Annotated in this window: 21 protein-coding genes and 1 pseudogene; 10 read left to right on the top strand and 12 right to left on the bottom strand. The window is 55.4% G+C overall.

The genetic code is table 11. The features are described 5' to 3' along the window. Positions 1-3: 3 nt before the first annotated feature. The 4 genes from AUP42_RS04570 to AUP42_RS04585 all read right to left on the bottom strand — a co-directional run bounded on the left by AUP42_RS04570 (position 4) and on the right by AUP42_RS04585 (position 7,044). On the bottom strand, positions 4-2,007 hold the full coding sequence (locus tag AUP42_RS04570; RefSeq protein WP_062949291.1) for a glycosyltransferase: 2,004 nt from the start codon (positions 2,005-2,007) through the stop codon (positions 4-6). Next, positions 2,007-3,230: an HlyD family secretion protein gene (locus AUP42_RS04575; protein WP_062949293.1), complete on the bottom strand. Its 1,224-nt coding sequence runs from the start codon at positions 3,228-3,230 to the stop codon at positions 2,007-2,009. The genes AUP42_RS04570 and AUP42_RS04575 overlap by 1 nt, the downstream gene beginning before the upstream one ends. Before the next feature lie 132 nt (positions 3,231-3,362). Then, on the bottom strand, positions 3,363-5,774 hold the full coding sequence (locus AUP42_RS04580) for a tetratricopeptide repeat protein (RefSeq protein WP_062949295.1): 2,412 nt from the start codon (positions 5,772-5,774) through the stop codon (positions 3,363-3,365). Positions 5,775-5,961: 187 nt separating this feature from the next. Then, positions 5,962-7,044 (bottom strand): saccharopine dehydrogenase family protein, encoded by a 1,083-nt coding sequence (locus AUP42_RS04585; protein WP_062949297.1) that lies wholly within the window; start codon positions 7,042-7,044, stop codon positions 5,962-5,964. 177 nt (positions 7,045-7,221) lie between these two features. Here AUP42_RS04585 and AUP42_RS04590 point away from each other — a divergent pair, with 177 nt between their 5' ends. The 3 genes from AUP42_RS04590 to AUP42_RS04600 all read left to right on the top strand — a co-directional run bounded on the left by AUP42_RS04590 (position 7,222) and on the right by AUP42_RS04600 (position 11,485). Next, complete coding sequence (locus AUP42_RS04590; protein WP_062949299.1) at positions 7,222-7,659, top strand: Lrp/AsnC family transcriptional regulator; 438 nt, start codon at positions 7,222-7,224, stop codon at positions 7,657-7,659. Between the two features lie 45 nt (positions 7,660-7,704). After that, complete coding sequence (locus tag AUP42_RS04595; RefSeq protein ID WP_062949301.1) at positions 7,705-9,549, top strand: adenylate/guanylate cyclase domain-containing protein; 1,845 nt, start codon at positions 7,705-7,707, stop codon at positions 9,547-9,549. A gap of 97 nt (positions 9,550-9,646) precedes the next feature. Further along, on the top strand, positions 9,647-11,485 hold the full coding sequence (locus tag AUP42_RS04600) for an adenylate/guanylate cyclase domain-containing protein (RefSeq protein WP_062949303.1): 1,839 nt from the start codon (positions 9,647-9,649) through the stop codon (positions 11,483-11,485). Positions 11,486-11,577: 92 nt separating this feature from the next. On the opposite strand, the gene ykgO is transcribed toward AUP42_RS04600, so the two are convergent. Then, on the bottom strand, positions 11,578-11,703 hold the full coding sequence (gene ykgO / locus AUP42_RS04605) for a type B 50S ribosomal protein L36 (RefSeq protein WP_007090004.1): 126 nt from the start codon (positions 11,701-11,703) through the stop codon (positions 11,578-11,580). A 150-nt stretch (positions 11,704-11,853) separates the two neighbouring features. Beyond that, the gene (locus AUP42_RS04610; RefSeq protein WP_062949305.1) at positions 11,854-12,900 is read right to left on the bottom strand and encodes a methyltransferase domain-containing protein; all 1,047 of its coding nucleotides are present in this window, start codon (positions 12,898-12,900) and stop codon (positions 11,854-11,856) included. A gap of 185 nt (positions 12,901-13,085) precedes the next feature. On the opposite strand from AUP42_RS04610, the gene AUP42_RS04615 reads away from it, so the two are divergent. Then, positions 13,086-14,444 carry a DnaJ domain-containing protein gene (locus tag AUP42_RS04615; protein ID WP_062949307.1) on the top strand — a complete coding sequence of 453 codons (1,359 nt, stop codon included), beginning with the start codon at positions 13,086-13,088 and terminating at the stop codon, positions 14,442-14,444. Between the two features lie 58 nt (positions 14,445-14,502). On the opposite strand, the gene AUP42_RS04620 is transcribed toward AUP42_RS04615, so the two are convergent. The 3 genes from AUP42_RS04620 to AUP42_RS04630 all read right to left on the bottom strand — a co-directional run bounded on the left by AUP42_RS04620 (position 14,503) and on the right by AUP42_RS04630 (position 18,301). Next, positions 14,503-15,963, bottom strand: a complete 1,461-nt coding sequence (locus AUP42_RS04620; protein ID WP_062949309.1) for an aminoacyl-histidine dipeptidase — start codon at positions 15,961-15,963, stop codon at positions 14,503-14,505. 146 nt (positions 15,964-16,109) lie between these two features. Then, the gene (locus AUP42_RS04625) at positions 16,110-16,619 is read right to left on the bottom strand and encodes a GNAT family N-acetyltransferase (protein WP_062949311.1); all 510 of its coding nucleotides are present in this window, start codon (positions 16,617-16,619) and stop codon (positions 16,110-16,112) included. A gap of 47 nt (positions 16,620-16,666) precedes the next feature. Beyond that, positions 16,667-18,301, bottom strand: coding sequence for a sensor domain-containing diguanylate cyclase (locus AUP42_RS04630; protein ID WP_062949313.1), 1,635 nt, complete (start codon positions 18,299-18,301; stop codon positions 16,667-16,669). A 307-nt stretch (positions 18,302-18,608) separates the two neighbouring features. On the opposite strand from AUP42_RS04630, the gene AUP42_RS04635 reads away from it, so the two are divergent. Continuing rightward, positions 18,609-19,241, top strand: a complete 633-nt coding sequence (locus AUP42_RS04635; RefSeq protein WP_062949315.1) for an NUDIX domain-containing protein — start codon at positions 18,609-18,611, stop codon at positions 19,239-19,241. A gap of 130 nt (positions 19,242-19,371) precedes the next feature. Beyond that, positions 19,372-20,370 carry a cysteine synthase A gene (locus AUP42_RS04640; protein WP_007090011.1) on the top strand — a complete coding sequence of 333 codons (999 nt, stop codon included), beginning with the start codon at positions 19,372-19,374 and terminating at the stop codon, positions 20,368-20,370. A gap of 63 nt (positions 20,371-20,433) precedes the next feature. On the opposite strand, the gene AUP42_RS04645 is transcribed toward AUP42_RS04640, so the two are convergent. After that, positions 20,434-21,714 (bottom strand): MFS transporter, encoded by a 1,281-nt coding sequence (locus AUP42_RS04645; protein ID WP_062949317.1) that lies wholly within the window; start codon positions 21,712-21,714, stop codon positions 20,434-20,436. A 109-nt stretch (positions 21,715-21,823) separates the two neighbouring features. Between AUP42_RS04645 and AUP42_RS04650 the strand changes: the two genes are divergently transcribed. Beyond that, positions 21,824-22,741 carry a LysR family transcriptional regulator gene (locus tag AUP42_RS04650; protein WP_062949319.1) on the top strand — a complete coding sequence of 306 codons (918 nt, stop codon included), beginning with the start codon at positions 21,824-21,826 and terminating at the stop codon, positions 22,739-22,741. A 3-nt stretch (positions 22,742-22,744) separates the two neighbouring features. Here the strand turns inward: AUP42_RS04650 and AUP42_RS04655 are convergent, their stop codons facing one another. Continuing rightward, the gene (locus AUP42_RS04655) at positions 22,745-23,254 is read right to left on the bottom strand and encodes an AAA family ATPase (RefSeq protein ID WP_062949320.1); all 510 of its coding nucleotides are present in this window, start codon (positions 23,252-23,254) and stop codon (positions 22,745-22,747) included. Positions 23,255-23,389: 135 nt separating this feature from the next. Here AUP42_RS04655 and AUP42_RS04660 point away from each other — a divergent pair, with 135 nt between their 5' ends. From AUP42_RS04660 to AUP42_RS04670, 3 genes are all read left to right on the top strand, one after another. After that, entirely contained in the window at positions 23,390-24,406 is a 1,017-nt protein-coding gene (locus tag AUP42_RS04660; RefSeq protein WP_062949321.1) for an LLM class flavin-dependent oxidoreductase, read from the top strand. A 200-nt stretch (positions 24,407-24,606) separates the two neighbouring features. Continuing rightward, positions 24,607-26,175 carry an L-lactate permease gene (locus tag AUP42_RS04665; RefSeq protein ID WP_062949323.1) on the top strand — a complete coding sequence of 523 codons (1,569 nt, stop codon included), beginning with the start codon at positions 24,607-24,609 and terminating at the stop codon, positions 26,173-26,175. 4 nt (positions 26,176-26,179) lie between these two features. Continuing rightward, positions 26,180-26,365, top strand: coding sequence for a hypothetical protein (locus tag AUP42_RS04670; RefSeq protein ID WP_062949325.1), 186 nt, complete (start codon positions 26,180-26,182; stop codon positions 26,363-26,365). Positions 26,366-26,368: 3 nt separating this feature from the next. On the opposite strand, the pseudogene AUP42_RS21500 reads toward AUP42_RS04670, so the two are convergent. After that, positions 26,369-26,661 (bottom strand): annotated as a pseudogene (locus tag AUP42_RS21500) (hypothetical protein); the annotation flags it as partial.

Consider the following 26,661-nt stretch of genomic DNA (forward strand, 5'->3'; position numbering starts at 1 on the left):
TACCTAGCCCCGAACCGGACCACGACCGAATATGCGCCGGAATATCGCCCCCCACAGTTCTAGACTGTGGGCGGGTTTGGTCGCATTGTCGATCCCGCTGGTATAAAGCGCGCGTATCAAAGCATCGCGTTCTGCATCCTGCGGTTCAGGTTCGAAATCCAGTGTAAAGACATGCACTCCGTCATCGCGTTCGAACGAACGCGCCAGAATTCCGGTCAAGGGCGGTAAATCTTCTGCATGCAGTTCAATTTTCCGGTTCTTGCCAAAGGCGGCAGCCTTGGCATCAGGCAACCGGGTTTCAAGACGGACCCCGCCAAGCGACATGTCTGTAATCATGACATCAAGCGGTTCCGGATGTTCATCTGCCTTGATCTTTGCCGTCAGGCTGACCGGAAAACGTTCCTGTTGCCGTTGCACCGGGCTTTCAAAGCAGATCAGCAATGCCACAAGCAGTGTCAACGCGTTGATTGATGCCCACAAACCACCAACGAGAAGGAAATTGGCATTGTCGATGATCCGGATGTCGGTATCGATATTGAAAAAAAACCCGCCGACCGTCAGCAGAAACAGGACACCAAGAATGATCGCCTCGGTGAATGAACTTCCTGCTCCCGATTGCGATCCCTTTGGTGTCACCTTAAAGGGACGCCCAAATGGCCGAATCAGGGATGACACAACAATCGGGAATAACCGAAGTGACACCAGCACCGCTGGCCCCTCGTTAACGACGGGATAGGCCTGTCTGCCATTGTGCCACATCGCTGTTCCCCATCCGCCGATCAGAACAGGTAACTGCCAATAGAATATTTCCCAGCTCCGCGCATTTTCGAGCGGTTGCAGCCCGAACCAGAAGTAAAAAATCGGGATCATGATCACAAGCAATCGGGCCGGAATGTGAAACACCCAATAGATCGGAAACAGCAGTATACGTTGCCAAACCGAAAGCCCCGGTCCTAATGGCCCGGCCTTGAGAAACAGGGTCTGTATTCCGCCCTGACACCAGCGTTCCCTCTGGGTATGGAATGCCAAAAGACTTTCGGCAGCCAGACCGATTGACAGCTTTTCATTTAAATATCGGGTTCGATACCCTTTGCGCAGCATTTCAAGCGAAGTCAGGATGTCTTCGGTAATGGATGCGGTCGGCACCCCGCCAATCTCGTCAAGCGCCTTGCGGCGCATCACCATGCAGGACCCGCAACAGAACATTGAGTCCCACGCATCAAGCGATGGCGCTATGTGATCGAAAAACAGTCGTTGTTCATCAGGCCAGCGATCTGCAATCCAAAGATTGCGCTGCATCGGATCCTTGTTGAAGAAATGCTGCGGCGTCTGAACAATGCCAATGTCGGACTCTTCAAAAAATCCGACAACACGTTTCAGGAAATTGCGATATGGAACAAAATCGGCATCAAAAATGCACACCAGATCACCGTTAGACTGCGACAGGCCATTATTGACATTTCCTGCCTTGGCGTGAGTGCCGTCCTTGCGAATGATGTAATTCGCACCTTTCTTCTCGCAAAACTCCCGCAGCCAGTCGCGTTTGCCATCATCAAGCACCCAGACCTTCAGTTTCGGATAATCCAGCGCCAGCGCCCCGACGATACTGCGTTCAAGCACATCAAGCGGTTCGTTATAAGACGGAATGAAAACATCGACGATCGGCCATGCCTCGACCGGGCGTGCCTGCAATCGTTGCAGGGCAGCATCTGCCTCGGCACTACGATTGACGATCTTGCAATGGATCAGCGACTGGCGGAGCATATCGCACAGAAAAACGATCTCAATTGCGAACAGAAAAACAATCCACCAGCCTTGCGCGGTTGACAGGTCCGCAGGAAGAACGGTTTCCGTAATACGCCAAGGCAGATAACGGGCGATAAGCGCAATCAGAAAGATCACCACCAGCCAGCGTGCCCATAACCTGTCACGCGGCAGAATTGGCGACACAAGCATCATGACACCAATAATCAGTGCCAAAGGGGCAAACTGCACCCAAAGGTTCATCAGCTTTCCTCACTGCTGGTGAACCAGCCGTCAAAACGCCCCGGTATCTGCACTTCGGCGCGGCGCCCCACATTGCAAAATGTTTGCGGGCTGCTGGCAAAGTCGGCTTCCGGCACCTCGACCACCAGAAGAACCTCGTCCTTTTTCAAAAGCGGCGGGATAGCCGCATATTCAAGCTCCGGTGTTACGGCACGGGTACCGCGAATACCAACCACAACTCCGCGATAGATTTCCGACGAACCCTGAAGTCTTACGCTCACATCGCTTCCGGGCAGCAACGTATCGGACATGCCTTCATCGACCGGAACTTCAATATGAATTGCCGAACAATCCAGAAGCTTTGCCAGATCGTTATTCTTTGTCACCGTTGATAGCTCGGATGCCATTCGACGCCAGACAAGGCCATCAATCGGGCTGCGGACCTGCATCGACTCACGTCGGCCCGCCCGCATGGTCTCCTCGCGAAACTGCCGGTCAATCGCGCCCATGCGCCCCCGGGTTTCTGCCAACTGCACGTTCAGATCGGCAATTGCAAGAACCACTTCATCAAGACGTTGCTGTGAATAGGGAACATCATTTTGACCATCACCGACAAAAATGCCCTTACCGACCGCCTCGCCCTCCTCGCGGAATCGCTCGGCATCGGCTTTGGCGCGTTCAACTTCCTGCTGGGCTTGTTCCAGAAGTGACTCTGCTTCGTCAACCCGGACACGGGCAACATGACCATCCCCAAACAGGGTGCGTTGCCGTGCCAATGTCAATTCACGTTCCTTGACGACCGATTGCCAGCTTTTGCGACGGGCCTCGGCCTCCAGAAGACGAAAACGCAGGTTAAGCTGCGACCCCGAAATCATGTCTTTGACACGGGTGGTAAGTTCGGCTTTCAGGGCATCCAGCGCATTAAGCTTTTCAAGCAAGGCCGTTTCACGCGAACGCAGCAACTGGTTTTCACCGTCAAGCTGGGCAAGCAACGCCTGTGGTTCGGTATCATCAGTAATACGCGTTACAACCTGGCCCGCTTTTATCGGCTCGCCAATATCTGGAATGGCGCGCACAAGTTGACCGCTGATCGGTGCCTGGATGGTCACAAGCTTGGCGTTAACAACGCCGTTCGGCCGAATATCGGCAACAGTCAGAGGCGCTAGCTGCCAAATCGCAACAACAATAATTACGGCGGCAACAGCCAGTCTTACCGTCTGGCCGCGCGTCAAACCGAACTTCATACTGTCTCTCCGATCCATGGGGAATGATGCAATGCGCAACACTTATAGATTGAGAATGCTATACGAAGTTTTCAAGGCTATGGATTGAAAAACAAGGAACTTTTGGCAAATTCATATCGCAAAAGGCGAATATTAAGCCGTGCGATCTTCAAGGAAGTTCATGTAAGAATCAAAGGAAGACCGCTGCCCGAACAGGACGTGAGCGCGGTTGCGGATGGCCTGTGAAACGACCGAACGCCGTCGTTTATCCATCGCCAGCGTCAGCGCGGTTTCAACATAGTCGGCTGAATGATAGGCAACACAATCAAACACCGATATCTGGCGATAACAGGTATGGCTACGCCGCGATCGCGCCCCCTTGCCCGGCAGGGTCACAAGCGGCACACCAAGGCCAAGACAATCAAATGCCAGCATCGCATCGTTCCATGCCGGGCTTTCAAGAACGACATCCACCGCACAAAGCAGGGAATGAAGATCGGCACGGCTATGAACAGAAACAAACCGCATGCGTCCGGCCACATCGGCATAATTGACCGCAAAACGCCGCCCCCATGCCGCGTCCCAGCTATCGCGCTCGGGTGCGATCAACAGAAGTTCAGCAGTTTCATCAAGACGCAGAATTTCGGCAATCAGCGGATCAAAATCAGCCGTCAGAACATCAAGCGGCTGCGGACAAAGATACGTATTCCGGTCCTGATCAATGCGCCAGCGGCGCTGTAGATCACCCGGCGACAGCTTAATTTCATCTGGCCTTGTTGCATTGACAAACAATCCGGGCAGACGGATCAATTCCTCGCTAAAGCGGGTTTCACCGCCCGCCGTTTCCCAATCCTCGGCAATCAGGTGGCAATCAATGTTTGAAAGGCCCGTCGTCGCGGCAATTCCGCCACCGGCAATCTGCAACGGTGCCAGCCGCCAGCTTGCCAGCAACATGGTATATGCATCGGCCTGCGGATCGACATAATGCAAGACGTCAAGGTCAAGGCCCGCAATCACCCGGGCCGAATGCAACGGATCAAGCGGCAATGGCACCACCAGATCGGCCTCCGCATCTATGCGCGCGGTTATGTCATCCTCACCCAATGGCGGACGGATCACCGTGATATCAAACCGGTCGCGGTCAATCGCACGGACCAGCCCCGCAATCCATCGCCCAATACCGTTATCGCGCATATTGGCCGATACAACGCCAAGGCGGACCTTGCCGCCCTTTGGTCGGGCCCGCGCCGCGACATGGGGCACGTCATAACCAGAAACCAGCCGCTCCCAATAATGACCAACCGCGCGCAATTGCGCATCGCCTTCGGGGCGAAGCGCCGCACGCCATACCGGCGGGAACCGTGTCAGGGTGATCGGATCAATCAGATCGCTTTGGCCAAGATCAAGGTCGAGATCGTCATCATCCAGCGTATCGTCGAGAAGATCGCGAACAACTTCGTCATTCTGTGCCGCCAGATCGGCAGGAACCGGGGCGAAAAGCAGCCGGCGGGCTGTTCTGAACAGCGCCGTGTTGTCCCCCATGGCAATCTTGCGATCTATTGCGTTTTGCAGAACCGATTGGGCGGATGCCGCATCGCCTTCTTCTGCCAGCTCGACAGCCAGCCGGAAGACGGCATCATCACCACCTCCCGCACCAATCGCGGCACCAAACCGTTCCACGGCTTCGCTATGGCGCCCGGCAAGGCTTAATGCCTCGCCCATCATCAAAAGAAGTTCGGGGTCTTCTGGATTTGCGCGCAAAAGTGCTTCCAACGCGCCAATGGCCTCGGTCCCCTGCCCGGTCCGCAAATACAGCAGGGCCAACGTGCGCCGCGCCCCCGCATCCTGTGGATCAAGTGCCAGAACCTGGCGCAGGCAATGCAGCGCCCCGGCGAACTGGCCCAGTCGGAAAAGCGCATCGCCATAGGCCGTCAGGGCACGCTGATGCCCGGGTTGCAGTTCAAGGGCACGCAAAAGCGGCTCGGATGCAGAAACCGTCCGTCCCTGATCCAGCCTGATCTGCCCCATCAAAACCAGCGCATTGACGATATCGTCACGCAGCTTAAGTGCGGTTGTGCAGGATGCCTCTGCGCCTGCGATATCACCCATGGCATATTGGCAGGCACCAAGATTGGCATGAATTTCGGCAACATCGGGTGCCAGTCGAAGAGCCAGCATGTAGTTTTCATGCGCCAGTTCAAGTTCATCAAGCTGGCGATAGGTATTGGCGATATTGCAATAAAGCGCCGGGGAATCCGGGCATAGGCGAATCGCGCGCTTGAAGGCACCGACGGCCTCGCGCAGCTTGCCGACCGCTTTCAGGGCCTGCGCATGGTCATGCTGGATTTCGGCGTTATTGGCGTCGGCTATTGCAGCGCGGCCCATACGTTCGGCTGCGATATCACCATTACCCTGTTTCATGGCAACCAGACCGGCCAGATGCATGGCTTCTGCCGCCTGCGGATAGGCAAGCGTCATCTTGCGGCAGGCGCTTTCAGCCTCCGCCAGTTGACCCGTTTCAAACAGGTCGATTGCAAACCGGAACATCTCGCCAAGTTCAGACAAGGATCGTATCGCCACCCGAGAGTTTGTTTAATCGGTCACCATAGTGACCAAGCGTTAACAAACCACGTCTTTGCCACAAAATATGGGTCGTGACTATGGCAAGGACGCACAAAAAACCACCCGGCCTGACAAGACCGGGTGGCAAAGTTCATCACCATGCCAAAAAGCATGATGCGGGAGTTATAAATCAGCCCTCGTGGCTGAAGTAACGGCCGAAACGGTTGGCAAGAAAATCATCAAGTGCGACCTGCTCCTGCCGGATATATCCCTTGCCCGCAAGCGTGCCGGTCAGAACCATATCCATGACGGCACAAAGCCCCGCCGATGTCGTAATCTGGATCGCAGACCAGTTCCTGCCACCGATGGCCGTGCCATGAACCTTGCGGATGAAGTTTTCCTCGCATAGCTCGCCGTCGCGGGTGCCGATGGTATCGGCAAAGATCACAATCACGTCCTGGCTTGTGATCGGCAGTGACTTTTCAAAGATTTCCTTCATCAGATCGGGACGTTTGCCAAGCCCAAGGTCTTCGATCAGGATTTTCAGGATTTCCTGATGCCCCGGGTAACGCACCGTCTTGTAATCAAGGTTCTCGACCTTGCCTTCCAGCATGTCACAAAGCGCACCGACCCCGCCCGAGGTATTGAAAGCCTCGTATTCCGTGCCATCAATCGTGAAACGTTCATACCCTTCAAGCGGCAGAACTTCTATTCGCTTGCCTTTGTGGATGGCTTCGCACGGGTTCAGATATTCGTTGATCAAACCATCTGTCGACCATGTCAGGTTATATTTCAAACGGTTGGTCGGATTTTGCGGCAGGGCACCAACCCGAAGACGCAGGTTCTGAACACTATCAAACCGCTTGAACAGATCATGGGCTGCAATCGAAATAAAACCCGGTGCCAGACCACATTGCGGCACAAACGCCCCATCGGCATCCTTGGCAATATCGCGGATCGCACGGGTGGTTTCGACATCCTCGGTGACGTCGAAATAGGATGCACCGACCGCCCGCGCCACACGCGCAATCGCAACATTAAGGTAAAACGGACAGGTCGACAGGATGGCATCATGGCCTTTGGCAACTTCCGTCAATGCGACCTCGTCGGTGACATCGACCTTTACCAGCGTTGCCGCGTCATCCTTGGCACAAATTTCAAGCATATGCCCGTTGGAATCCGCCAGCGTCACCGCATAAGCGCCACTTTCATTCAACATGACTGCGGCAATGCGACCGATTTTACCCGCCCCAAGGATCAGAACTTTTTTCATTTCAGCAAACTCCCATTTTGACGTCTGAGACCGCATGTGATGCGTTGCCCCGCCTGATTACGGCCCTGATAACGTTATTGTTATGCTGCCTTGATGGTCTTCCGCTGGACTGCCGGTTACAACCCGGCGATACTGTCATTTCCAATGATTTAACCGTTAAAATGACGGGCAATTCCGATGAAACGTAACCTTGATGAAATTGACCGCCGCCTGATCGCCCGGTTACAGCAAAATGCCCGGACCCCGATCGCGGCACTCGCCCGTGATGTCGATCTGTCGCGCAGTGCCGTTCAGGAACGCCTCGAACGACTTGAAAAGTCAAAAATCATAACGGGATACACCGTGCAACTTGGCGAGGAAGCCAGATCACTTCTGCTTGCCGAAGTCATGATACAGGTCGAACAGAAACAATCCGCCGGGGTTGTTGGTGCGCTTCAGAGAATCACCCACTGCATTCGCTGCCTTGCGATTTCTGGAGAATATGACCTGATCGCGGAAATAGCTGCCGATACGTCCGAGGAACTTGATACCGTTCTCGATCAAATCGGTGCCCTGCCCGGAATTAAACGCACAGCAAGCTCAATCATCCTTTCCACAAAATTTGATAGACGATAGACTGCCTTCGGGTTGGGGGACCTTTGTTCGGGAATTTTCAAAAAATTGGCTGAAAAACGCAGATATTCCGTCCTGACTGTTCTGCTTGCCGGGTTTTCTGTCACCAGCATTCTTGGTGTCGGCATTGCACTTTATGTCGGACTTGGCGCGGCCTATCAAAACACCCGCAATCTTTGGGTCATGCTAAGCGATCTGGACCTGACATCGGTCCAGCGCACCATGCATGAACGGATGGAAAATGTGGGCAAACGGGCCATATGGGTCGCCGATCAGGTCGCCAGTGGTGCCCTTGATCCAAGCTTTCAATACGGCTGGAACAATGCGATGCGCGCACTTTCGGCATCCCAAATGGATGTGATGGCCTATGGGCTAATCACGGGGGATCGCCAGTTCATCGGTTATGACCCCGAAGACATGCGCGAAATCCGCCGCACCCTGCCCGTTGATGATGTGCTTTTCTCGGAACTGGCGCATTTGCGCGGGCCAACCGTCAATCACACCAGCTTCCCGCGATGGGATCCCTACTTCAAACAAACAGTGATTGCCGACTGGATTCCCCTGTTTGCCGACGGGCGTTACCTTGGCACGTTCATTCAGTATCTGTCACTTTCAAACCTGTCGAACAGCCTGATCCGCGGGCGCGAAGACCTGCCGGGTGTGCCTTTCGTCCTGATTGCCGGAAACCGTGTGATGGCCCACCCCCGACTTCGCGAATGGGGGGATAGCACCGCATCGGCACTCGTAAATGGTGCTGATATCGCGCGCAGCCCCATCCCCTTGCCGACGATCAATGATATTGGCGACCCTGTACTGGCAAATATCGGAAAATCCGAATCCATCGATATCGGCAATGAAAGCAAACAACGCCCCGAAACCAGCAATCTTCGTCTTTCCGGCCTTGATCTTGACGGCCGTTATTCAATGATCGTCACGAAACAGATGATGGATACGCCTTTCTCTCCGATCATCATTGGTCTGCATTTCGAAGAAGAACTGTTCGATGACGAATGGAACCGGCTTGTTCTGGCATCGGTGATGGGCGGTGCGGTCCTGCTGCTGTCGATCATTGTTGCAGTAATCATTGCGCGTCACTTTACCAAACCGATCCGGCGCTTTGCCGCTGCTGCCCGGGCGTTTGAGGAAGACGGCATCGAAAACCACGATTTCCCTGACCTGAAAGGCAGCCGCATTCGCGAATATGATGATGCGGCCCGGTCCTTCAATCACATGATCAAGGCCGTGCATGATCGCGAACGGATCAGCAGCCTGTTTGGTAAATTCCTGCCGGCATCGATTGCCCGCAAACTTCTGGCATCGGGAACCGATTCCGGCGTCCTCCCGCCCCAGCAGTGCGAGGCAACGGTCCTGTTTGTCGATATCGAGAGCTTTACAACCCTGTGCGAAGAACTCGAACCGCAACAGATCATTTCGATGCTGAACGCCTATTTCGACTGCGCGACCGGCATTATCGAAGAACATGGCGGGATCATCACCCAGTTCCAGGGCGATGCCATTCTTGCAGTGTTTAACGCCTTTGACGAATTGCACGACCATGCCGATGCCGCACTTGATTCGGCCATTGCCATCCAGCATGCCGTTGAAACCCGCCAGTTTGACGGGCTTTCCATTCATTGCCGTTGCGGCGTCAATACCGGGCGCATGATCGCCGGGAATGTCGGTGCCAGTGCCCGCCTGTCCTTTACCGTGCACGGGGATGCCGTTAACACCGCATCCCGACTTGAACGTGAAAACAAGGAACTGGGCACCCGCATCCTGCTCTCAGACAGCACACGCGACCTGCTTTCCAATCCGGAACGGGTGGTCAAAGCCGGTCAAATTCAATTGCGTGGTCGCCATACTCAAACCCAGCTTTACACCTGCCGTCGCTAAAACACGCGATATTCTTTCCATCGTGATCAATCATCAGTAAGCTTTGCCGACAACCCGGCAACACAAGCCGGGTCTTCGGGGGCATACGGGGAATGTGATGACTGAACGCAGGGGGCGTTTTTCAATACTTGGCGTATTGCTGGGTGCGTTTTTCATTACCAGCGTACTGGGTGTTGGGCTTGCACTTCATCTTGGTCTTGATACGGCCTATGACAATACCCGCAATCTCTGGATTACGATGACACATGCCGATCTGGAAGACGCGCAAGACGCCATGCGCGACCGGATCAAACGCATGCAACGCCGCAATATATGGGTTGCACGCGAAGTGGCGCACGGCGATCTGTCACCGGATAATGTTGCCATATGGGATAATACCCTGGCCGCCCTTGTCACCAATGAACTTGACGTCACAGCCATCGGGCTTTTGACCCCCGATGGCCATTTCCGGGGCTATGATCCGAAGACGGACAAACCTCTTTCCGGCAAGGCCGACCCCGAAGAAGACATCATCGCCCGATCCCTGATCGCCTATGGCCCGGGTCAAAGCATCACGCAGTTTCCGCGCTGGAACAGTCTGGTCAATCAGGTCGTGATCAGCGAAATGATCCCCCTGTTTCAGGAAGGGCTATATGTCGGCTCACTTGTGCAGCTTGTTTCGCTTGGCGATTTTTCACATGATCTGAAAACCGACCCGACCGAGGCCGGACGCACCCCCTTTGTCATCGTCAACGACCATGTCATTGCCCATCCGTCCCTGTCGGACTGGCACCAGTTGCACCCACCCAAGAACACGGGAACCGATGATGTTCTTGGCGTTCTGCCCCGTGTGGATGATCTTGCCGATCCGGTTCTTGCAAATATGGGCCAGTGGCAGGCATTTGATTTTGACGATGTCCCGTCATCAGGCGGAACCAACGGGTCACAGGCATCGTCACTGGAAACCGAAAACGGCTATCACGTTATCATCACCCGAAAATTCGAAGAATCGGCAGGCCTTCCTGTCCTGATGGGCATGCATTTTGATCCAGCCGTTTTCACCCGCGAATGGGACCGCCTGCAACTGGCGACACTGATCGGAACGGCAATCATGGTTCTTGCCGTCATTCTGGCGATCCTGATCGCGCATTATTTCACACGACCGCTTAAACGGTTTTCGGCCGCCACAAGGCAACTTGAAACCGGCATTCTTGATGATCTGCCGGTCCTGCCCGGCAGCCACATCATCGAATTCAACGATGCGTCGCGATCCTTCAACAATATGGCGATTACCCTGCGCGACCGCGAACGCATCGGGCGGCTGTTTGGTAAATTCCTGCCTGTCGCCATTGCCCAACAACTGCTGGCGTCTGATGATGACACCGGCAATGTACAATCGCACCAGTGCGAGGCATCGATCCTGTTTGTCGATCTGGTGGGCTTTACAACACTTAGCGAAAAGATCGACCCGCAACGGATCGTGACCATCCTGAATGCCTATTTCGCGAAGGCCACCGCGATCATCGAAGAAAACGGCGGCATCATTACCCAGTTTCAGGGCGATGCCATCCTTGCCGTGTTCAATGCCTTTGACGAGGTGCCCGGTCACGCCGATGCCGCGGTGCGAACGGCAGTCGCCCTGCAAAAGCTGGTTCATAACGAACTGTTTGACGGCGAAGAACTGCGCTGTCGCTGCGGGATCAATACCGGCCTTCTGGTGGCGGGTAATGTCGGGGCGCCGGACCGTCTGACATTCACCGTACACGGCGATGCGGTCAACAGTGCCGCCCGGCTGGAAGCCAAGAACAAGGAACTCGGCACGCGCATCCTGATCGCAAGCACCACATTCGAACAGCTTTCAGACCCGGCCCAGGCCCGCCTTGCCGATGAAATCCTGCTGCGCGGGCGCAGTGAAACCACCGCAGTCTATACCATTCCGATTGACGGCATTGATTAGGAAACCGGTCGGCACACCACAAAACACAAAACGCCGCATTGGATGAACCGATGCGGCGTTTTGTAAAACCTGTGAGAACAAGGTACCGGGAATTAACCCTGGCGCGCCTTGAAACGCGGGTTCTTTTTATTGATCACGTATACGCGGCCACGGCGGCGCACGATACGGCAGCCTTTTTCCCGCAGCTTCGCGGATTTCAATGAGTTCCGGATCTTCATAATAGTAAACCTTAGAAACTTGGCCCCTTCGAGGAAGCCGGAAAATAGAAGTACACCCTGCCCCTGTCAACACCTAAAACAGGTTGCAGCGACAGAATTCCAGACAAAGTCCATTCATTCGTCGCCAACAGCAGACATCAAACCGGTCGATCACCTGATCGTTGCGTAGAACCGATAAAATGCCAGCGTTCCGTTTTCAAGCATTTTTACGCGATTCATCCACATTTCCATCTCCGGCACCAGATATGCCAGAACATCCGGGTCCAACCCGCTATTCTGGATATCGGCAAGCATCGCCATCCAGGCTGCCTTGATCTGCTTTACATGGACATCTGACTCGTCCTTGGCGATGCGAATGTCGAATTTCAGCTTGCCCAGCGCATTCTTGTAATGGTCCGCCGTCCAGGGGTAAGGCCGGAAATCCTCGTGCCTTGCCCATTCGGCAATGGCATCTTCGTGCCCTTCGGATGTCAGAACATAGTCTGTCAGCAATATCTGGCCGTGATCGCGCAATGTTTCCGCCAGCGACACCAGCAAAACATCCTTGTTTTCAATGTGGAAGAGGTCCCCAAACGAATAGACCACGTTGAAATAGGCTTTGCGCAGTTCCGGGTTGGACGGGTCGAATGCCTGCACCGGGACCTTTTTCTGAACACCAGCCTGAACGGATCGCTCCATGCCCAGCAACGCCAATTCACCATCACGTTCATAGGCTGTGACCCAGACCCCCAGCTTATCGGCAAGCAACCGCGCCACCCCGCCAAGCTTCGCACCGATTTCAAGGCAGCTCATGGTTTCGTCAAGCGCAAGCGGCTTTGCCAGTTCCAGTGCATAATCATGGCCACCGGGGATCATGATCCCGCGATCAAACAGCTTGGCATAAAGCTTGACCCGTTCTGGCGGCCAGCGACCAATTTCATCATCAAGGTCAAGCTCGCCCAGTTCCGGCTCGACCGGCCTCGCAAGAAACAGGCGCATTCTGTGGAGCCACGCCCGGTAATCATCGATTTCTTTTTGCAAAAGATAATATTCGACCGGGTTGTCATAACCCTGCCAACGGGCGCGAAGCTTTGTCGCAAGGCTAAGCCTGTGGCCATCGGGCATCACAAATTCGGGCATATCACCACCATAACCACCACCGTGGTCAAGGACATCGCCGTCATGGTCGGCATTGCGTTGCCAGAATTTAAGTTTCAAGGCAGATACTCGCTAAGCGGTTCGCGGTGGACGGATCAATTCTTGCAAAATATGGCAAATACGCAAAAGTGACAACGTGTTAAGATTTCAATCATATGATCCCGACGTCGACACGAATATAAATTGAACATGTTTTACCAGTCCGGCTTCGGGACAATATTTATGTGCAGGATGCCTTTTCACGAATGAGCCAGGATCACCTCGGGATCTATTACCGCCTGCTTAAAATTGCGCCGGGTGCCAGCGCAAAAGAGATCAAGCTTGCCTATCGCAAACTGGCGTTTGAATTTCATCCTGATCGAAATACAGATATCGATGCCGAAGAAAAATTCAAGGACATCACCGAAGCCTATGAAATCCTGATCGGCATACGCAAGGCTCCCCCAAATGCGCCTCGCAACGGTAAAAACAGCACAGGCGACACGGCAGGCAAGCAGCAAAACGGCCCCTATGGTCCGCAGGCTGCCGGGGCCAAAAATGCCAGTTCGCAACGCACCCGACAGGGTTTTGCCGGTACCGGGCGCAAGGCCGAAACCAGCCGCGAAAGCGAAGAAGACAGGTTTGCACGTGCCAACGAGGCCTATCGCCAGCAGCAGGAACGCAACGCGGCGCGCAAATCAAACATCCATCCGGGGGCCAAACGCCATGCAAAAAACCGCACGACCCCGGATCAGGCCGGATTTGTACGCTGTGCGGTCACCGAAGTCGTATCAGCCCAACCCCGTCAGGTGGAATTCACCATTGTTCGCGGTTTTCTGAATTCCCTGAAAATCGAAAAGATCACCGCCAACCTTGCCCCCAAGGGGGCAAAGCGCATGGCACTCAAAGCCAGTTTCAAAACATGGCTACGCGGTTTCTGGGGCTGGCGCAGTTTCATCCCGGCATGGCGGGCCATTATTGGCAATATGCGGGGCGGCACCCTGCCCCCGGAAGGCAATGCAAAACTTCTGTTCACGCAGGCCACCGCATTCGAACGCAGCGGTAACAAGCCGCTTGCGCGTGCCGTCCTGTTACAGGCCAATGATTTCATCGGCACCAACCGGTCGGTGCTGGCCGAACAGATTCGCGCCAATCTGCGGCGTCTGGATGACGGAAAGCCGCTTCGCCGGGTGCGCAGCGAATGGAAACAGGCCGGGATGCTCGATGCCCTTTTGCATCTAAGCCCGCTATTTGTTGCCATTTTCTGTCTGCTGGTGGCGTTTGGGCCGGGACAGGGCTTTGTCAGTCACGACATTCCAAAACTTGTGTCCGAAAAGACCAGTGAACTGACGCGCAAAGTCGAACAAATCATCGGCGAGGAACGCGATCCCTATTACATCGACCGTGATCTTCTGAACATGCGCGAAGGTCCCGGTGTCGAATATCCGGTCATGCGGCGTCTGGCACGCTTTGAAACCGTCTATGTCGACGGACCAAGCGAGGATTTCTGGATCGAAATTGAAACCGCCCTTGGCGAGACCGGCTTTGTCAATCTGGATGCGCTGGTGCCCGGAAGCGGCGCAAAGGCACGCGATGAATGGTGTGCCACAAACAGTTGCGACTGACCGCAAATACGGTCAGTCGCAACTGACTTCTAATCTGTAGGTTACCAAGTAACCAAAATCAGTTTTTGACCGGAATCGCCTTCAGCGCCGCCAGAAGATAATCCCAGAAACGCAGGACACTTGGCACATGGACGCACTCGTCCGGGCTATGCGCGCGTTTGATGGTCGGGCCGAATGAAACCATATCCCAATGCGGATATTTGGAGCCCAATACACCACATTCAAGCCCGGCATGAATGACCCGGATTTCAGGGTCTTTGCCAAACATGTCGCGATGAACCGCTTTCATCATATTGACGACTTCGCTGTCCGCATTAGGCTTCCAACCCGGATAGGCATCGCCCCACTTGACCGTCGCACCGATATTTTCAAACACCGATGTCGCAACCTCGCGAAGGGCATCACGCGCCGAATTGATCGAACTGCGCGCCGACAGGGTGACATCCGCCTTGCCATCGGCCAGCTTGACAATCGCCAGATTGATCGACGTCTCAACAACACCTTCAACACTGGTGCTCATGGCGTGCACACCGTTCGGTGCTCCGACAACCGCATTATTGAAACGTTTGGAATCCGTCGCGCTCATCGCCTTTGCGGGCACTTCGGCATCTTTGGCTGCAATGGCAAAGTTCGGCTCGATCACGCCGATCTCGTCTTTGACCTCGGCTGCAAAGGCGCTCAGTGCACCATCAAAGGCCGCTGCCTTGTCAGACGGCAAAACGACCGTTGCAAAGGATTCCCGCGGGATCGCGTTACGCGCCGTACCGGCATTGATGGTCACAATCCGCGCACCAAGATCACGAATGGCGGTGCGCAGGAAGCGCGCCATCAGCTTGTTGGCATTCCCAAGTCCAAGGATGATATCGATCCCCGAATGCCCGCCCTTAAGACCGGTCAGGGCAATTTCACGTGCAACCTGCCCGCTTTCAACGGCTTCGGGGGTATAGGCAAAACTCGCGACCAGATCGCCACCACCGGCACAGCCCACGCAAAGCTCGTATTCATCCTCGGTATCAAGGTTCAGAAGGATTTCGCCCTTAAGCCGACCGGGCTCCAGATTCATCGCACCGGTCAGACCGCGTTCTTCATCAACCGTGAACAGCAGTTCCAGCGGACCGTGTTCAAGACCTTCTTCGGTCATGAATCCCATCATCGCCGCCGCACCGATGCCGTTGTCAGCACCAAGGGTGGTGTTATCCGCCGTGATCCATTCGCCGTTCATCAGCATGCGGATCGGATCGGTATCAAAATTGTGGGTCGAACCACTATTGGCCTGCGTCACCATATCGACATGGGCCTGAAGGATCGCCATCTTGCGATTCTCGAATCCCGGTTTCGCCGGAATGGAAATAACAAGGTTGCTGCCGCTGTCGCGGAAATGCTCAAAACCCTTGGCATCGGCCATCTTTTCCAGAAGCTGCAAAACGGCTTCTTCCTTGGTCGACGGGCGCGGGGTGTCGCAAAGTTTCTGAAAGTTCTCCCAGATTGCAACCGGGGCAATTTTGCTGATTTCATTCACGGTGGCGCTCTCCTGTATCGTTTATTTGCCGCGTATGTGACGGGCATTTCGCGGGTGCTCTAGCTGCTTAACGCATCGGCGGATCAATTTCCAGATCATCTAAGGGATTTTACGCAAACTCCCTTCCGGATTGGTGGCGGCGCTAACTAGTCGATCCCGATCCGCCTGCTGCGCCGTTCAAGCAGCAACACATCGCGCCATTTCCCCTGCATCGGCCCGTATCCCATACGTCCAAATCCGGTACGGCGGCACAGGACTTCGAACCCGTGCTTTCGATGCAGGGCAACACTTCCGGTATTTTCGGGAAATATTCCGGCTTCCAGTGACCAAAAACCGTTTTGTTCAGAACCTTCGATCAATGCCTGCATCAAACGGCTTCCGATCCCCTGCCCCTGACATTGCGGATCGACATAAACCGATACCTCGGCAACACCGGCAAAGGCACACCGCCCCGAAACGGCAGATAACCCGGCCCAGCCGGTTACCTGTCCGGCATCGTCAAGCGCGACATAGCGGCATTTCGTCAAATGCCCGCCGTCCCAGTCGGCCCATGTTCCGCCATGTTGCTGAAAGGATGCATGACCGGATTTCAGCGCCCGGTCATAGATATCGACAACCGCGTTTCCATCCATCGCCTGCATATCGCGAATGTTCATTTTTCGCCTGCCACTTTACGCAAAGCGATACGGTAATTCAGTCCGGATCAACTGTCGATATCGTCATCAAAGGTCAGGAATTTGATACAGTCACGACCGGCTTCCTTGGCCGCATACATCGCCCGGTCTGCCGTCAGCATCGCCTGCTCCAGCTCGACAAACTGCCCGCGCAATTCCCCGCCAACGGTGACACCAAAACTTGCCGTGATGGTAACGTTCTCATCACCGCTGTTACCAACCGGTATTTCGATTGCACGGATCATTGTTGCCAGCCGTTCGGCGATCCGTTTGGTCACTGCTGCTGTTGCCGACGGCAACAGAACGGCAAATTCCTCGCCGCCCAGACGCACGACAAGATCATCATCGCGAAGCGCCTGGCGCAGGGTTACTGCAATTTTTTCAAGAACCCGGTCACCGACCGAATGCCCATAGGTGTCATTGACATATTTGAAATAATCAACATCCAGAACCACCAATCCGAACTGCCAGACCTTGCCCTTCAATTGCCGGATTTCGCGCAGTCGGCTGACTGCTGATTCAAATCCGCGCCGGTTCAATGCCCCGGTCAGCGGATCGGTCGACGCCAGCGCATCAAGATGCTGTTCCTTGCGTTTATGGCTGGAAATATCCAGTGCGGACACCATCACGCCGCCATCTTCCATCAGGTTCATGCGGATATCGGCATGGCAACCGGATGGTGTTTTGACACTTTCATTGTTGGCGTGCCCGTGGCCGCTTTTGATCATGGCGTCATACATCTCACGCAGGATCGTGATATCAAAGACGGGCGCATCATCGCTGTTACCCTGTTCTGTACCGAACAGACGGGCAAATTCGCGGTTGTAATTCACAACATTCTGACGGATATCAAGCATTGCAACGGCTGACGGCACCATGCGGATGACTTCGGTCACGGCTTCTTCAAGACCGGCCTTCGTGCGCATCAGGGCTTCGTTCATTTCGACTTCTTCGCGCACATCATGTGCGGTCGTCAAAATAGCCGGGCGACCATCATGCCACAGGATGCGTTCATCGGTCAGATCCCGCCAGACGATATTGCCGTTATCGAGAACATCGCGCACACGATGGCGTTCGCCTTCGCGTTCGCCATGCAGAATATCGGCAACATGCTTTAAGGCGCGTTCGCGATCCGCTTCGGGAATAAATCGCAATATGTTGGGCTTTTCCATGAATGCACTGGCATTTTCCGCCCCCATCAGGCGCGCAAAGGCATCATTGACATAAAGCGCTGTCATGTCGCGATGGACCATCACACCGATAAAGGACCGGCCCAGCATATGATCGACCTGCATCGCGGTCGTGCCGTTATCAATCAGCTGCGCTGTTGTCAGCACAGCGTTTTCATCGGCCCATTCAACGGTTTCGTCGCTGATCTCCATCCAGACCGGCGTGCCATCGGTACGAAGGTTATAAACCTTTTTCCAGCCATGGAACCCGGTGGCTTTTTGGAATTCCGCCACCAGCTTGGCCGCTTCGTAATGGAAACTTGGCGGGATATATTGCCGAAGGTCAGGCTCCGACATGAAATCCTTCACATCCTTGCGACCAAGCATTTTCGCGTAGGCATCATTGACATACACAGCGGTCAAATCCCTGTGCACGACAACTCCCACCCGCGACCGCCCGTAAAGACGCGCGATTTCTGTCGGTTCGAATCGCATCAAAGCCCCATCATCCCCGCCAATGCGATCTAACGCGCCATCTATCCTGTTTGGTGGCGTTTATTCCGCGCGCTAATTGATCAAATGCTATACTATATTAACAATAATTAAAATACGGCACGGTCGCTTTCACCCTTGCGAATAGTTGCATTGCAATATTAAGGGGTCCTTCTGCGTGCGATGCCATAACTTCTTTCGCCAATTGCGAATTTCCGCTGCCCTCTTCTCTTCACAAAGCTGTTGTGAAACCATGGGATATATGTTGTCGACGGAATAGAAATTCCAGAACCATGACCGGGCAAAATTGATGCAACAGCAAAATAATTACGAAATTATCCGTCACAGACGCGGCTGGGATGGCCATTTCAAACTCGATGTCTATGAACTCCGCCACAAGTTGTTTAACGGTGGCCAAAGTGCCGTTTTACAACGCGAAGTCCTTGAACGCGGGCATGCCGTCGCGGTCCTGCCCTATGACCCGGTACGCGATGAAGTTGTTTTGATCGAACAATTCCGCCCCGGTGCCATTTCGGTCCATCAGCGTTTCCCTGAAATGCCGCTTTGGCTGACGGAAATTGTCGCTGGCATCGTCGAGGATGGCGAGGAAATGCAGGATGTCGCGCACCGCGAAACCATGGAAGAATCCGGTTGTTCGGTCATCGGCGACCTTGAACTGATTTCGCGCTATTATGTCACCCCCGGCTGTTCGAGCGAGACGGTGACAATGTATTATGGCCGGGTTGATGCGTCCAAAGCGGGCGGCCTGCACGGCTTGGAAGAAGAAAGCGAAGACATCCGCGTTTATACGGTATCGTCCGAGGAATGCTTTGCCATGTTGCGTGACGGACAACTCTGCAATGCAACGGCGACGATTGCCGTTCAGTGGCTAATACTCAATCGCGACCGTATTCGCAGGGAAGCCGGGGTTTCGGGCGTGTGAACGTGTTTGCCGGATACCAGTTAATTAACACACAAATTTAGTGGTAATTTTTAATCAATCTTGACTTTTGTGTATAAAAGACCCAATCAACAGGTAACAAAACACATTCTAACCACGCTTGGAGTCTGTCATGGACATTCGCAATGGCACCATTGAAGCCATTGGCCGCACCCCGCTTGTGAAACTCAGAAAGGTTTCCGAGCTAACGGGCTGCACCATTCTGGGCAAGGCGGAATATGCCAATCCGGGCGGATCGGTCAAAGACCGTGCTGCCCTTGCCATCATTCGTGACGCGGAAAAACGCGGCCTTCTGAAGCCGGGCGGCGTGATTGTCGAAGGAACGGCTGGCAATACCGGCATCGGTCTTGCCGTTGTTGGCAACGCACTTGGCTATCGCACCGTGATCGTCATTCCCGAAACGCAAAGCCAGGAAAAGAAAGACCTGCTGCGTTTGCTCGGTGCTGATCTTCGCGAAGTCCCCGCCGTCCCCTATCGCGATCAGAACAACTATGTTCACGTTTCGCGCCGTCTGGCCGAAGAACTGGCAAAGACCGAACCGAACGGTGCCATCTGGGCCAACCAGTTCGATAACGTCGCCAACCGTCAGGGCCATATCGACACCACCGGCCCCGAAATCTGGGAACAGACCGACGGCAAGATTGACGGCTTTATCTGTGCAGTCGGTACCGGCGGGACGCTTGCCGGTGTGTCGATGGCGCTTAAGGATCGCAACAAGGACATTCAGATCGGTCTTGCCGATCCGATGGGGGCTGCCCTTTACAGCCACTACAAGTTTGGCGAACTGAAATCCGAAGGAAGCTCGATCTCCGAAGGGATCGGTCAGGGCCGAATCACCGCCAACCTAGAAGGCATCGATATCGATCACCCGTTCCAGATTTCAGATGATGAAATGCTGCCGATCGTCTTTGACCTGCTCAAGGAAGAAGGGCTGTGCATGGGCGGTTCGACCGGGATCAACATCGCCGGTGCGGTACGTCTGGCACGTGAACTCGGCCCAGGCAAAACCATCGTCACCATCCTGTGCGACCTTGGCACCCGCTATCAAAGCAAACTGTGGAACCCGGCCTTCCTCAAGGAAAAAGGTCTGCCAAGCCCCGATTGGCTCTAAGCCCGACTGCGACAACCAGCAAACAAAAACCCCCGCCTTCTGGCGGGGGTTTCTTTTTGTGTGTCAGGCAACAGCCTCAGCCCGTCTTGCGGCCTGCCAAAGGTAAGTTCCGCAAATCGCCGCACCAATCAGAAGTGCGCCAGCAAATGCCGCCACCGCGTCCCAGCCACCATGCGACCAGAACCAGCCGCCAACCGATCCCATGATGCTAGACCCCAGATAATAGGCCAGCAGATAAAGCGACGACGCATGTCCCTTGGACTGTTTCGCCATCCGCCCGACCCAGCCACTTGCCACCGAATGAGCCACGAAAAAGCCGCTGGTCAGGACCATGATGCCGCCGATCATGCCCCAAAGACTGGAAAGTAGTGTCAGGGCAACCCCTGCCCCGGCAATCAGGACCCCCGCCAGCAAAACCGGGCCCCGGCCGATCCGGTCGGACATGGCACCGGCAATGGAAGACGTCACCATCCCGCAAAGATAAACCACAAAAATCAGACTGATCTGCCCCTGGCTCAGGTCATAAGGGGCCGCGGATAAACGGAACCCGGCATAATTATAGACCGTCACAAAACAGCCCATCGCAAATGCCCCGATCAGGAACACGAATGGCAGACCGGGATGGCGCAGATGTCCTTCCCATGCCCGGACATGATAGGACAATTGAAAGCCGGGGCGGCGCACGAAATTACGCGATGCGGGCAACAGGATGACAAATCCAAGGGCGGCGAGCAAACCAAGTGCGCCCATCGCACCAAGTGCGAGATGCCAGCCAAACATATCGGTCAGAATGCCGATCACCACGCGCCCGCTCATCCCGCCAAGGGCGGTCCCGCTGATGTAAATTCCCATCGTGGTGCCAAGGCCGCGCGGATGCATTTCCTCGGCCAGATACGCCATCGCAACCGCCGGAACCCCGCCCAAAATCAGGCCTTCAAGCGCACGCACCACCAGAAACGCATGCCAGTCGGAAAGCACCGGCGCAATCAGGTTCAAAAGCGACGCCCCGCACATGGATGCAAACATCAACTGCTTGCGCCCGAACGCCTCGGATACCGCCCCGGCAAGCAGGATGGCAAAGGCAAGGAAGCCGGTCGTCAGCGACAGCGCAAGCGAACTGGATGCCGGGCTGACGGCAAAATCCCGCGCCAGTTCCGGTAAAAGCGGCTGCACGCAGTAAATCAGCGAAAAGGTCGCATACCCCGCCAGAAACAGCGCCAGACTGATCCGGCGAAATTCCGGCGATCCCGGTTCGGTATAAACCGGCTCGGCCCCGGCGGTCGATGGCTTGATATCATCATTGGCAGCCTGCGCTGCGGGGCTTTTCGCCCGTTGGGCACTCATATTCCGGCCTCGTTTTGAAGAATTCTGATCTGACCGAAAGGATTGCAGCTTTCCCGATATCCGTCCAATATATGTCGCAGTCATTTTCGATATGTTTTGGAGATACCGGATGGAACTGCGCCATATTCGATATTTTCTTGAAGTCGCCCGCGAGGGAAACTTTACCCGTGCCGCAGCCCGCATCGGCATTGGCCAGCCGCCGTTAAGCCAGCAGATCCGCGATCTTGAAACCGAAATCGGCACCCAGTTGTTTCACCGCGTCCCGCATGGCGCGGAACTGACCGAGGCCGGAACTGCCTTTCGCGATATCGTGCAGCATTTCCCGGAACTGGCGGAACGCGCCATTCGCGCCGCACAGCGCGCCGGTCGTGGTGAAATCGGCTCGATCCGGGTGGGCTTTACCGCATCCGCCGCGTTTAGCCCCAGCGTCCCGCGCGTTTTCCGTGATTTCCGCCGGTCCTATCCCGGTGTTGAAATGACGCTGGAAGAAAACAATTCCGCCCGCCTTTTGCATGCATTGATGGATGAACAGCTTGATGCCGTCTTCCTACGTCAGGGTGCCGCCAACAGCGATGACATCAAACTGCACCGCCTGACATCCGAACCGATGCTGATTGTGCTTCCGGCCGGTCATCCTGCGGCCCGGCATGAAACGGTGGCGCTTGAAACCCTGCGTGATGATGCCCTGATCCTGACCCCGCGACAGGTCGGACCAACCCATTTCGATATCGTCGTTGCCGCCTGCCGTGCCGCCGGGTTTGAACCGGTCATGGGGCAAAGCGCGCCGCAATTGGGATCGGTGATCAACTTTGTCGCTGCCGAACTTGGCTTCTCGCTTGTCCCCGCCGCCATGGCACAATTGCAGGTCAATGGGGTCGTCTATCGCAAGGTCGCGGGGGATGTCCCGATGGCGCATCTGGCGCTGGCCTATCGCAGCAACGATATCTCGACCGTGCTGCGCAACTTCGTCAGCCGCACGCTGAATGCGCATCGCGCAGAAGATCAGGAAAATGATACAAATTATTGAATATTATCTGTTTTTATTGACGACCTCACAGATCGCATCAACGGCCTGATCGACCGTCATCTTTGCCGTATCGATAATCAGATCAACCCCGTGCCATGGCTCGTAGTGGCGGCCAAGGACCTTGTCCCAGTCGGGTTGATGCAGGTTTTCAATGTCGCAGGAACGCGTTTCGACACGGTGGCGATGTTCCCCCGGATCGGAACAGATCAGTTCAATCTGCACATACGGTTTCCCGGCGCGCTCTGCTGCCAGTCGCCATTCGCTTCGGGTTTCTTCAACCGAATTGACCGCATCGCCGATCACCGTCAGGCCAAGCTTAAGGTTATCGGTCGCCTGCCGGTTGGCAACCATATAGCCGACCGGGCCGATATCATCATCGGGCGGCACCCCGGCATCAAGGATCGCCTGCTCTATCGTGTCGATCCGAAGATGCACCGCACCGATTTTTTGCGCCAGTGCGCGTGCAATGGATGTCTTGCCAACACCGGGCAAACCGCCAAAAATGATCAGCATATTCTATCCTTTCTCCGGTCCTGACCCTAAAACCGACACTCCCTGACTGGCAAGCACCTGATTTTGGGCTAGATTAATCCCAACACTGAAATCCGGCGCGCCGTTTTCGGCCTGCGCCCAACTGGGATTATGCCTATGCCCCGTTTTTCCGTTCTTGATCTTTGCCCCGTTAACGAGGGCGAACATCCGCGCGATGCCTTGCGCAATACGCTTGAACTCGCCCAGCATGCCGAAAATCTCGGCTTTCATCGTTACTGGCTGGCCGAACATCACAACATGCCCGGCATCGCCAGTGCCGCAACCTCGGTTGTCATATCCCATGTCGCGGCGGGCACCAAAACCATCCGCGTAGGTTCGGGCGGTGTGATGCTGCCCAACCATGCGCCATTGGTGATTGCCGAACAGTTCGGCACCCTTGATGCACTGTATCCCGGCCGTATCGATCTTGGTATCGGGCGCGCACCGGGTACCGACCAACGCACCGCCGCCGCCCTTCGCCGTGATATGCACGGGACCGAGGAACGCTTTATCCAGGACGTGCTCCAGGTTCAGCAATTCCTTGCCCCGCTTGAAGGCAACCCGCCAATCCGGGCGGTTCCGGGTTATGGCTCCGAAGTTCCGATGTGGCTTCTGGGCAGCAGCCTGTTTTCGGCTGATCTGGCCGCACGTCTTGGCCTGCCCTTTGCCTTTGCGTCACACTTTGCGCCCGATATGCTGATGGATGCGCTGTCGCTGTATCGTCACCGGTTCGAGCCCAGCAAACAGCTTGATAAACCCTATGCGATTGCCGCAATGGGCTTCTTTGCCGCCGATACCGACGAGGAAGGCGAATTTATTGCCACCTCCATGCAGCAGCAATTCCTGAATTTGCGGCGCGGCTCGCCGGGCCAGTTGCCCAAACCGGTCAAATCGATGGATGACATCTGGAACCGGGTCGAAAAGGCCGGGGTTGATCATGCCATGCGCTGTGCCGCAATCGGCTCGCGCGATACCGCACGCAAGAAACTGCGCGATTTCATCTATATGACCAAGGCCGATGAAATCATGGTCACCGCCAATATCTTCGATCACGCGGCACGGCTGAAATCATTCTCGATTGCCGCCGAACTGCGTGACGAACTTGACGCCGAACAGGCCGAAAAAATCGCATGAAACTGCGCCTGAAACACTTCATCAGGTAATCACCGGGCCCGATCCATGCTGATCGGGCCTGTTCTTGTATTTCATCATATGAAATGCATCCGCACTGACGCCAACTGTTTTCTTGCGCTTGCAGATGCGCTGGGACAAGATGTCGACCCGGTTGAAAATCAACCGCAACACATTGTTCCAAAAGGTTTTGGCTCGCCCCCATGACAGACTTCCTTCTGGCTGCCCTGCCAATCGCCACCATTCTGTTTCTGATGATCAAGGCAAACTGGGGCGCGGCACGCGCCGGTGCGGCCGCATGGTTCGTCACCGTTGCCATCGCCATGATCGCGTTTGGTGCGCCGACCGATATGCTGATCATCGCGCAGGCCAAGGGCGTGATGCTGGCGCTTTACATCCTTTATATCGTCTGGGCCGCCCTGATCCTTTATTTCGCGGCCGAAGAAGCCGGGGCCATCAAAACCATCGGGCGGGCCATCCGCCAGTTAACCGACGACCGCCCGCTGCAATTGCTGATCCTGGGTTATGTGTTTGCCACCTTCCTGCAGGGCGTTGCCGGGTTCGGGGTGCCGATTGCGGTGATCGCCCCGCTTTTGCTTGGCATGGGGTTCTCGCCCGTCATCGCGGTTGCCGCCCCGATGATCGGCCATAGCTGGTCGGTGCTGTTTGGCAATATGGCAACCTCGTTCGAGGCCCTGATCGGCGTTACCGGCATTCCCGGTACCGAGCTCACGCATTATTCCGCCATTCTGCTTGGCCTGTCGGGCTTTACCTGCGGGGCGGCGGTTCTGTGGCTCGATGGCGGTTTTCGCACCGTGCGTCGCCGGATCGTGCCGCTGGTACTGATTGCCGGTGTCATGGGTGTTGTTCAATATCTGATGGCAAATTACGGCGTCTGGACGCTGGGCGGGCTGACTGCCGGGATTGCCGGGCTTGTCACCTCGATCATCGTTACCCGGTTCTGGAAACCCCATCCCGATGACGTTGCCGAAACCACCGAAGACGACCATCATCACATGCCTTTGATCGAGGCATTGACCCCTTACCTCGTTTTCATGGTGATTGTCGGCATCGCAACCTTCATCCCCCCGGTCGAGGATTTCCTGTCCGGCCTTCGCCTGACCTTCGATTTCCCGGCGGTTTCAACCGATCTTGGCTGGAATATCAATGCCGAAAGCGCCAAGCCGATTGCCATTTTCGGCCATCCCGGCGCGTTGCTGCTGTATACCGCCGCCATCAGCTTTGCCTTTTTCAAAATCCGCGGACGCTATGATAACGGCATCGCCAGACGCATCTGGCAACGCACGGTCAAAAGCGGCCTTCCGACCAGCATCGGCATGGTTCCGGTCATCGGCCTTGCCATCATCATGGATCACGCGGGCATGACCTACGCGCTGGCCGAAGGCGGCGCTGCGCTGTTTTCCGGCTCCTTTGCCATCGCCTATCCGGTGGTGGCACCAGCCATAGGTGCCCTGGGTGCCTTCATGACCGGCAGCACGAATAATTCCAACGTGGTCTTTGGCATGTTCCAGCGCCACACCGCCGAACTTTCGGGCATTTCCACCGCCCTTGTTCTCGCCGCACAGGCAACCGGTGCGTCACTTGGCAGCATGCTGGCCCCGTCAAAAATCTTGGTCGGCTGTTCGACGGTCGGGCTTTCGGGCAAGGAAGGACCGGTTTTATCGGTCGTGCTGAAAACCGGTGTACTTCTGACCGCCCTTTGCGGCTTCATGGCGCTGGGCCTGTTGCTGATTGCGATGATCGGGGGTTAAGACCATGAAAAACAAACTGTTCAATCCGGTCTTTCTGTTTCTGGCATCCCTGATCCTGCCGCTGGTCGCGTTCGAAGCCCTGATCAACGAAGATGCCGCCCTTTCCGGCATCCTGTCTGGCATACCTGTGGGCGGCATTCTGTTTGGCCTGTTTGCGGCCATCATGGCCCTGATCGTCATCAAGAAATAGCTGCTAGCCGGTGGGAGTTGCCCGCCGGATTTCAGGATCAACGGCAACCCGTTTTTTGCGTGTTCTCATTGTCCCGGCCAGAAGGCCAAGACAGGCAAAAATAACTACGGCACTATCTGGCCCCATGCGGTCCAGCAGGAACCCGAAAACCGGTGCGCCAGCCGTCTGACCGATGGCAATGGTCAAAAAACCGATCATCAGGCCAGTGGCGGGCCGATCCCGAAGTGCCCGTACACCCCACACCAGATACACACCCGTTAACGTGACATAGGCCCCGCCAAACAAAACCCCGCCTG

Origin of the sequence: Thalassospira lucentensis, assembly GCF_001613805.1 — a bacterium.
GTDB classification, from domain to species: domain Bacteria; phylum Pseudomonadota; class Alphaproteobacteria; order Rhodospirillales; family Thalassospiraceae; genus Thalassospira; species Thalassospira lucentensis_A.

Excerpts from the sequence above, each read along its gene's own strand:
- AUP42_RS04570 (WP_062949291.1), bottom strand. The coding sequence starts at position 2,007 with ATGAACCTTTGGGTGCAGTTTGCCCCTTTGGCACTGATTATTGGTGTC.
- AUP42_RS04575 (WP_062949293.1), bottom strand. The coding sequence starts at position 3,230 with ATGAAGTTCGGTTTGACGCGCGGCCAGACGGTAAGACTGGCTGTTGCC.
- AUP42_RS04585 (WP_062949297.1), bottom strand. The coding sequence starts at position 7,044 with ATGAAAAAAGTTCTGATCCTTGGGGCGGGTAAAATCGGTCGCATTGCC.
- AUP42_RS04590 (WP_062949299.1), top strand. The coding sequence starts at position 7,222 with ATGAAACGTAACCTTGATGAAATTGACCGCCGCCTGATCGCCCGGTTA.
- AUP42_RS04600 (WP_062949303.1), top strand. The coding sequence starts at position 9,647 with ATGACTGAACGCAGGGGGCGTTTTTCAATACTTGGCGTATTGCTGGGT.
- ykgO (WP_007090004.1), bottom strand. The coding sequence starts at position 11,703 with ATGAAGATCCGGAACTCATTGAAATCCGCGAAGCTGCGGGAAAAAGGC.
- AUP42_RS04615 (WP_062949307.1), top strand. The coding sequence starts at position 13,086 with ATGAGCCAGGATCACCTCGGGATCTATTACCGCCTGCTTAAAATTGCG.
- AUP42_RS04625 (WP_062949311.1), bottom strand. The coding sequence starts at position 16,619 with ATGAACATTCGCGATATGCAGGCGATGGATGGAAACGCGGTTGTCGAT.
- AUP42_RS04630 (WP_062949313.1), bottom strand. The coding sequence starts at position 18,301 with ATGCGATTCGAACCGACAGAAATCGCGCGTCTTTACGGGCGGTCGCGG.
- AUP42_RS04635 (WP_062949315.1), top strand. The coding sequence starts at position 18,609 with ATGCAACAGCAAAATAATTACGAAATTATCCGTCACAGACGCGGCTGG.
- AUP42_RS04640 (WP_007090011.1), top strand. The coding sequence starts at position 19,372 with ATGGACATTCGCAATGGCACCATTGAAGCCATTGGCCGCACCCCGCTT.
- AUP42_RS04645 (WP_062949317.1), bottom strand. The coding sequence starts at position 21,714 with ATGAGTGCCCAACGGGCGAAAAGCCCCGCAGCGCAGGCTGCCAATGAT.
- AUP42_RS04650 (WP_062949319.1), top strand. The coding sequence starts at position 21,824 with ATGGAACTGCGCCATATTCGATATTTTCTTGAAGTCGCCCGCGAGGGA.
- AUP42_RS04655 (WP_062949320.1), bottom strand. The coding sequence starts at position 23,254 with ATGCTGATCATTTTTGGCGGTTTGCCCGGTGTTGGCAAGACATCCATT.
- AUP42_RS04660 (WP_062949321.1), top strand. The coding sequence starts at position 23,390 with ATGCCCCGTTTTTCCGTTCTTGATCTTTGCCCCGTTAACGAGGGCGAA.
- AUP42_RS04665 (WP_062949323.1), top strand. The coding sequence starts at position 24,607 with ATGACAGACTTCCTTCTGGCTGCCCTGCCAATCGCCACCATTCTGTTT.
- AUP42_RS04670 (WP_062949325.1), top strand. The coding sequence starts at position 26,180 with ATGAAAAACAAACTGTTCAATCCGGTCTTTCTGTTTCTGGCATCCCTG.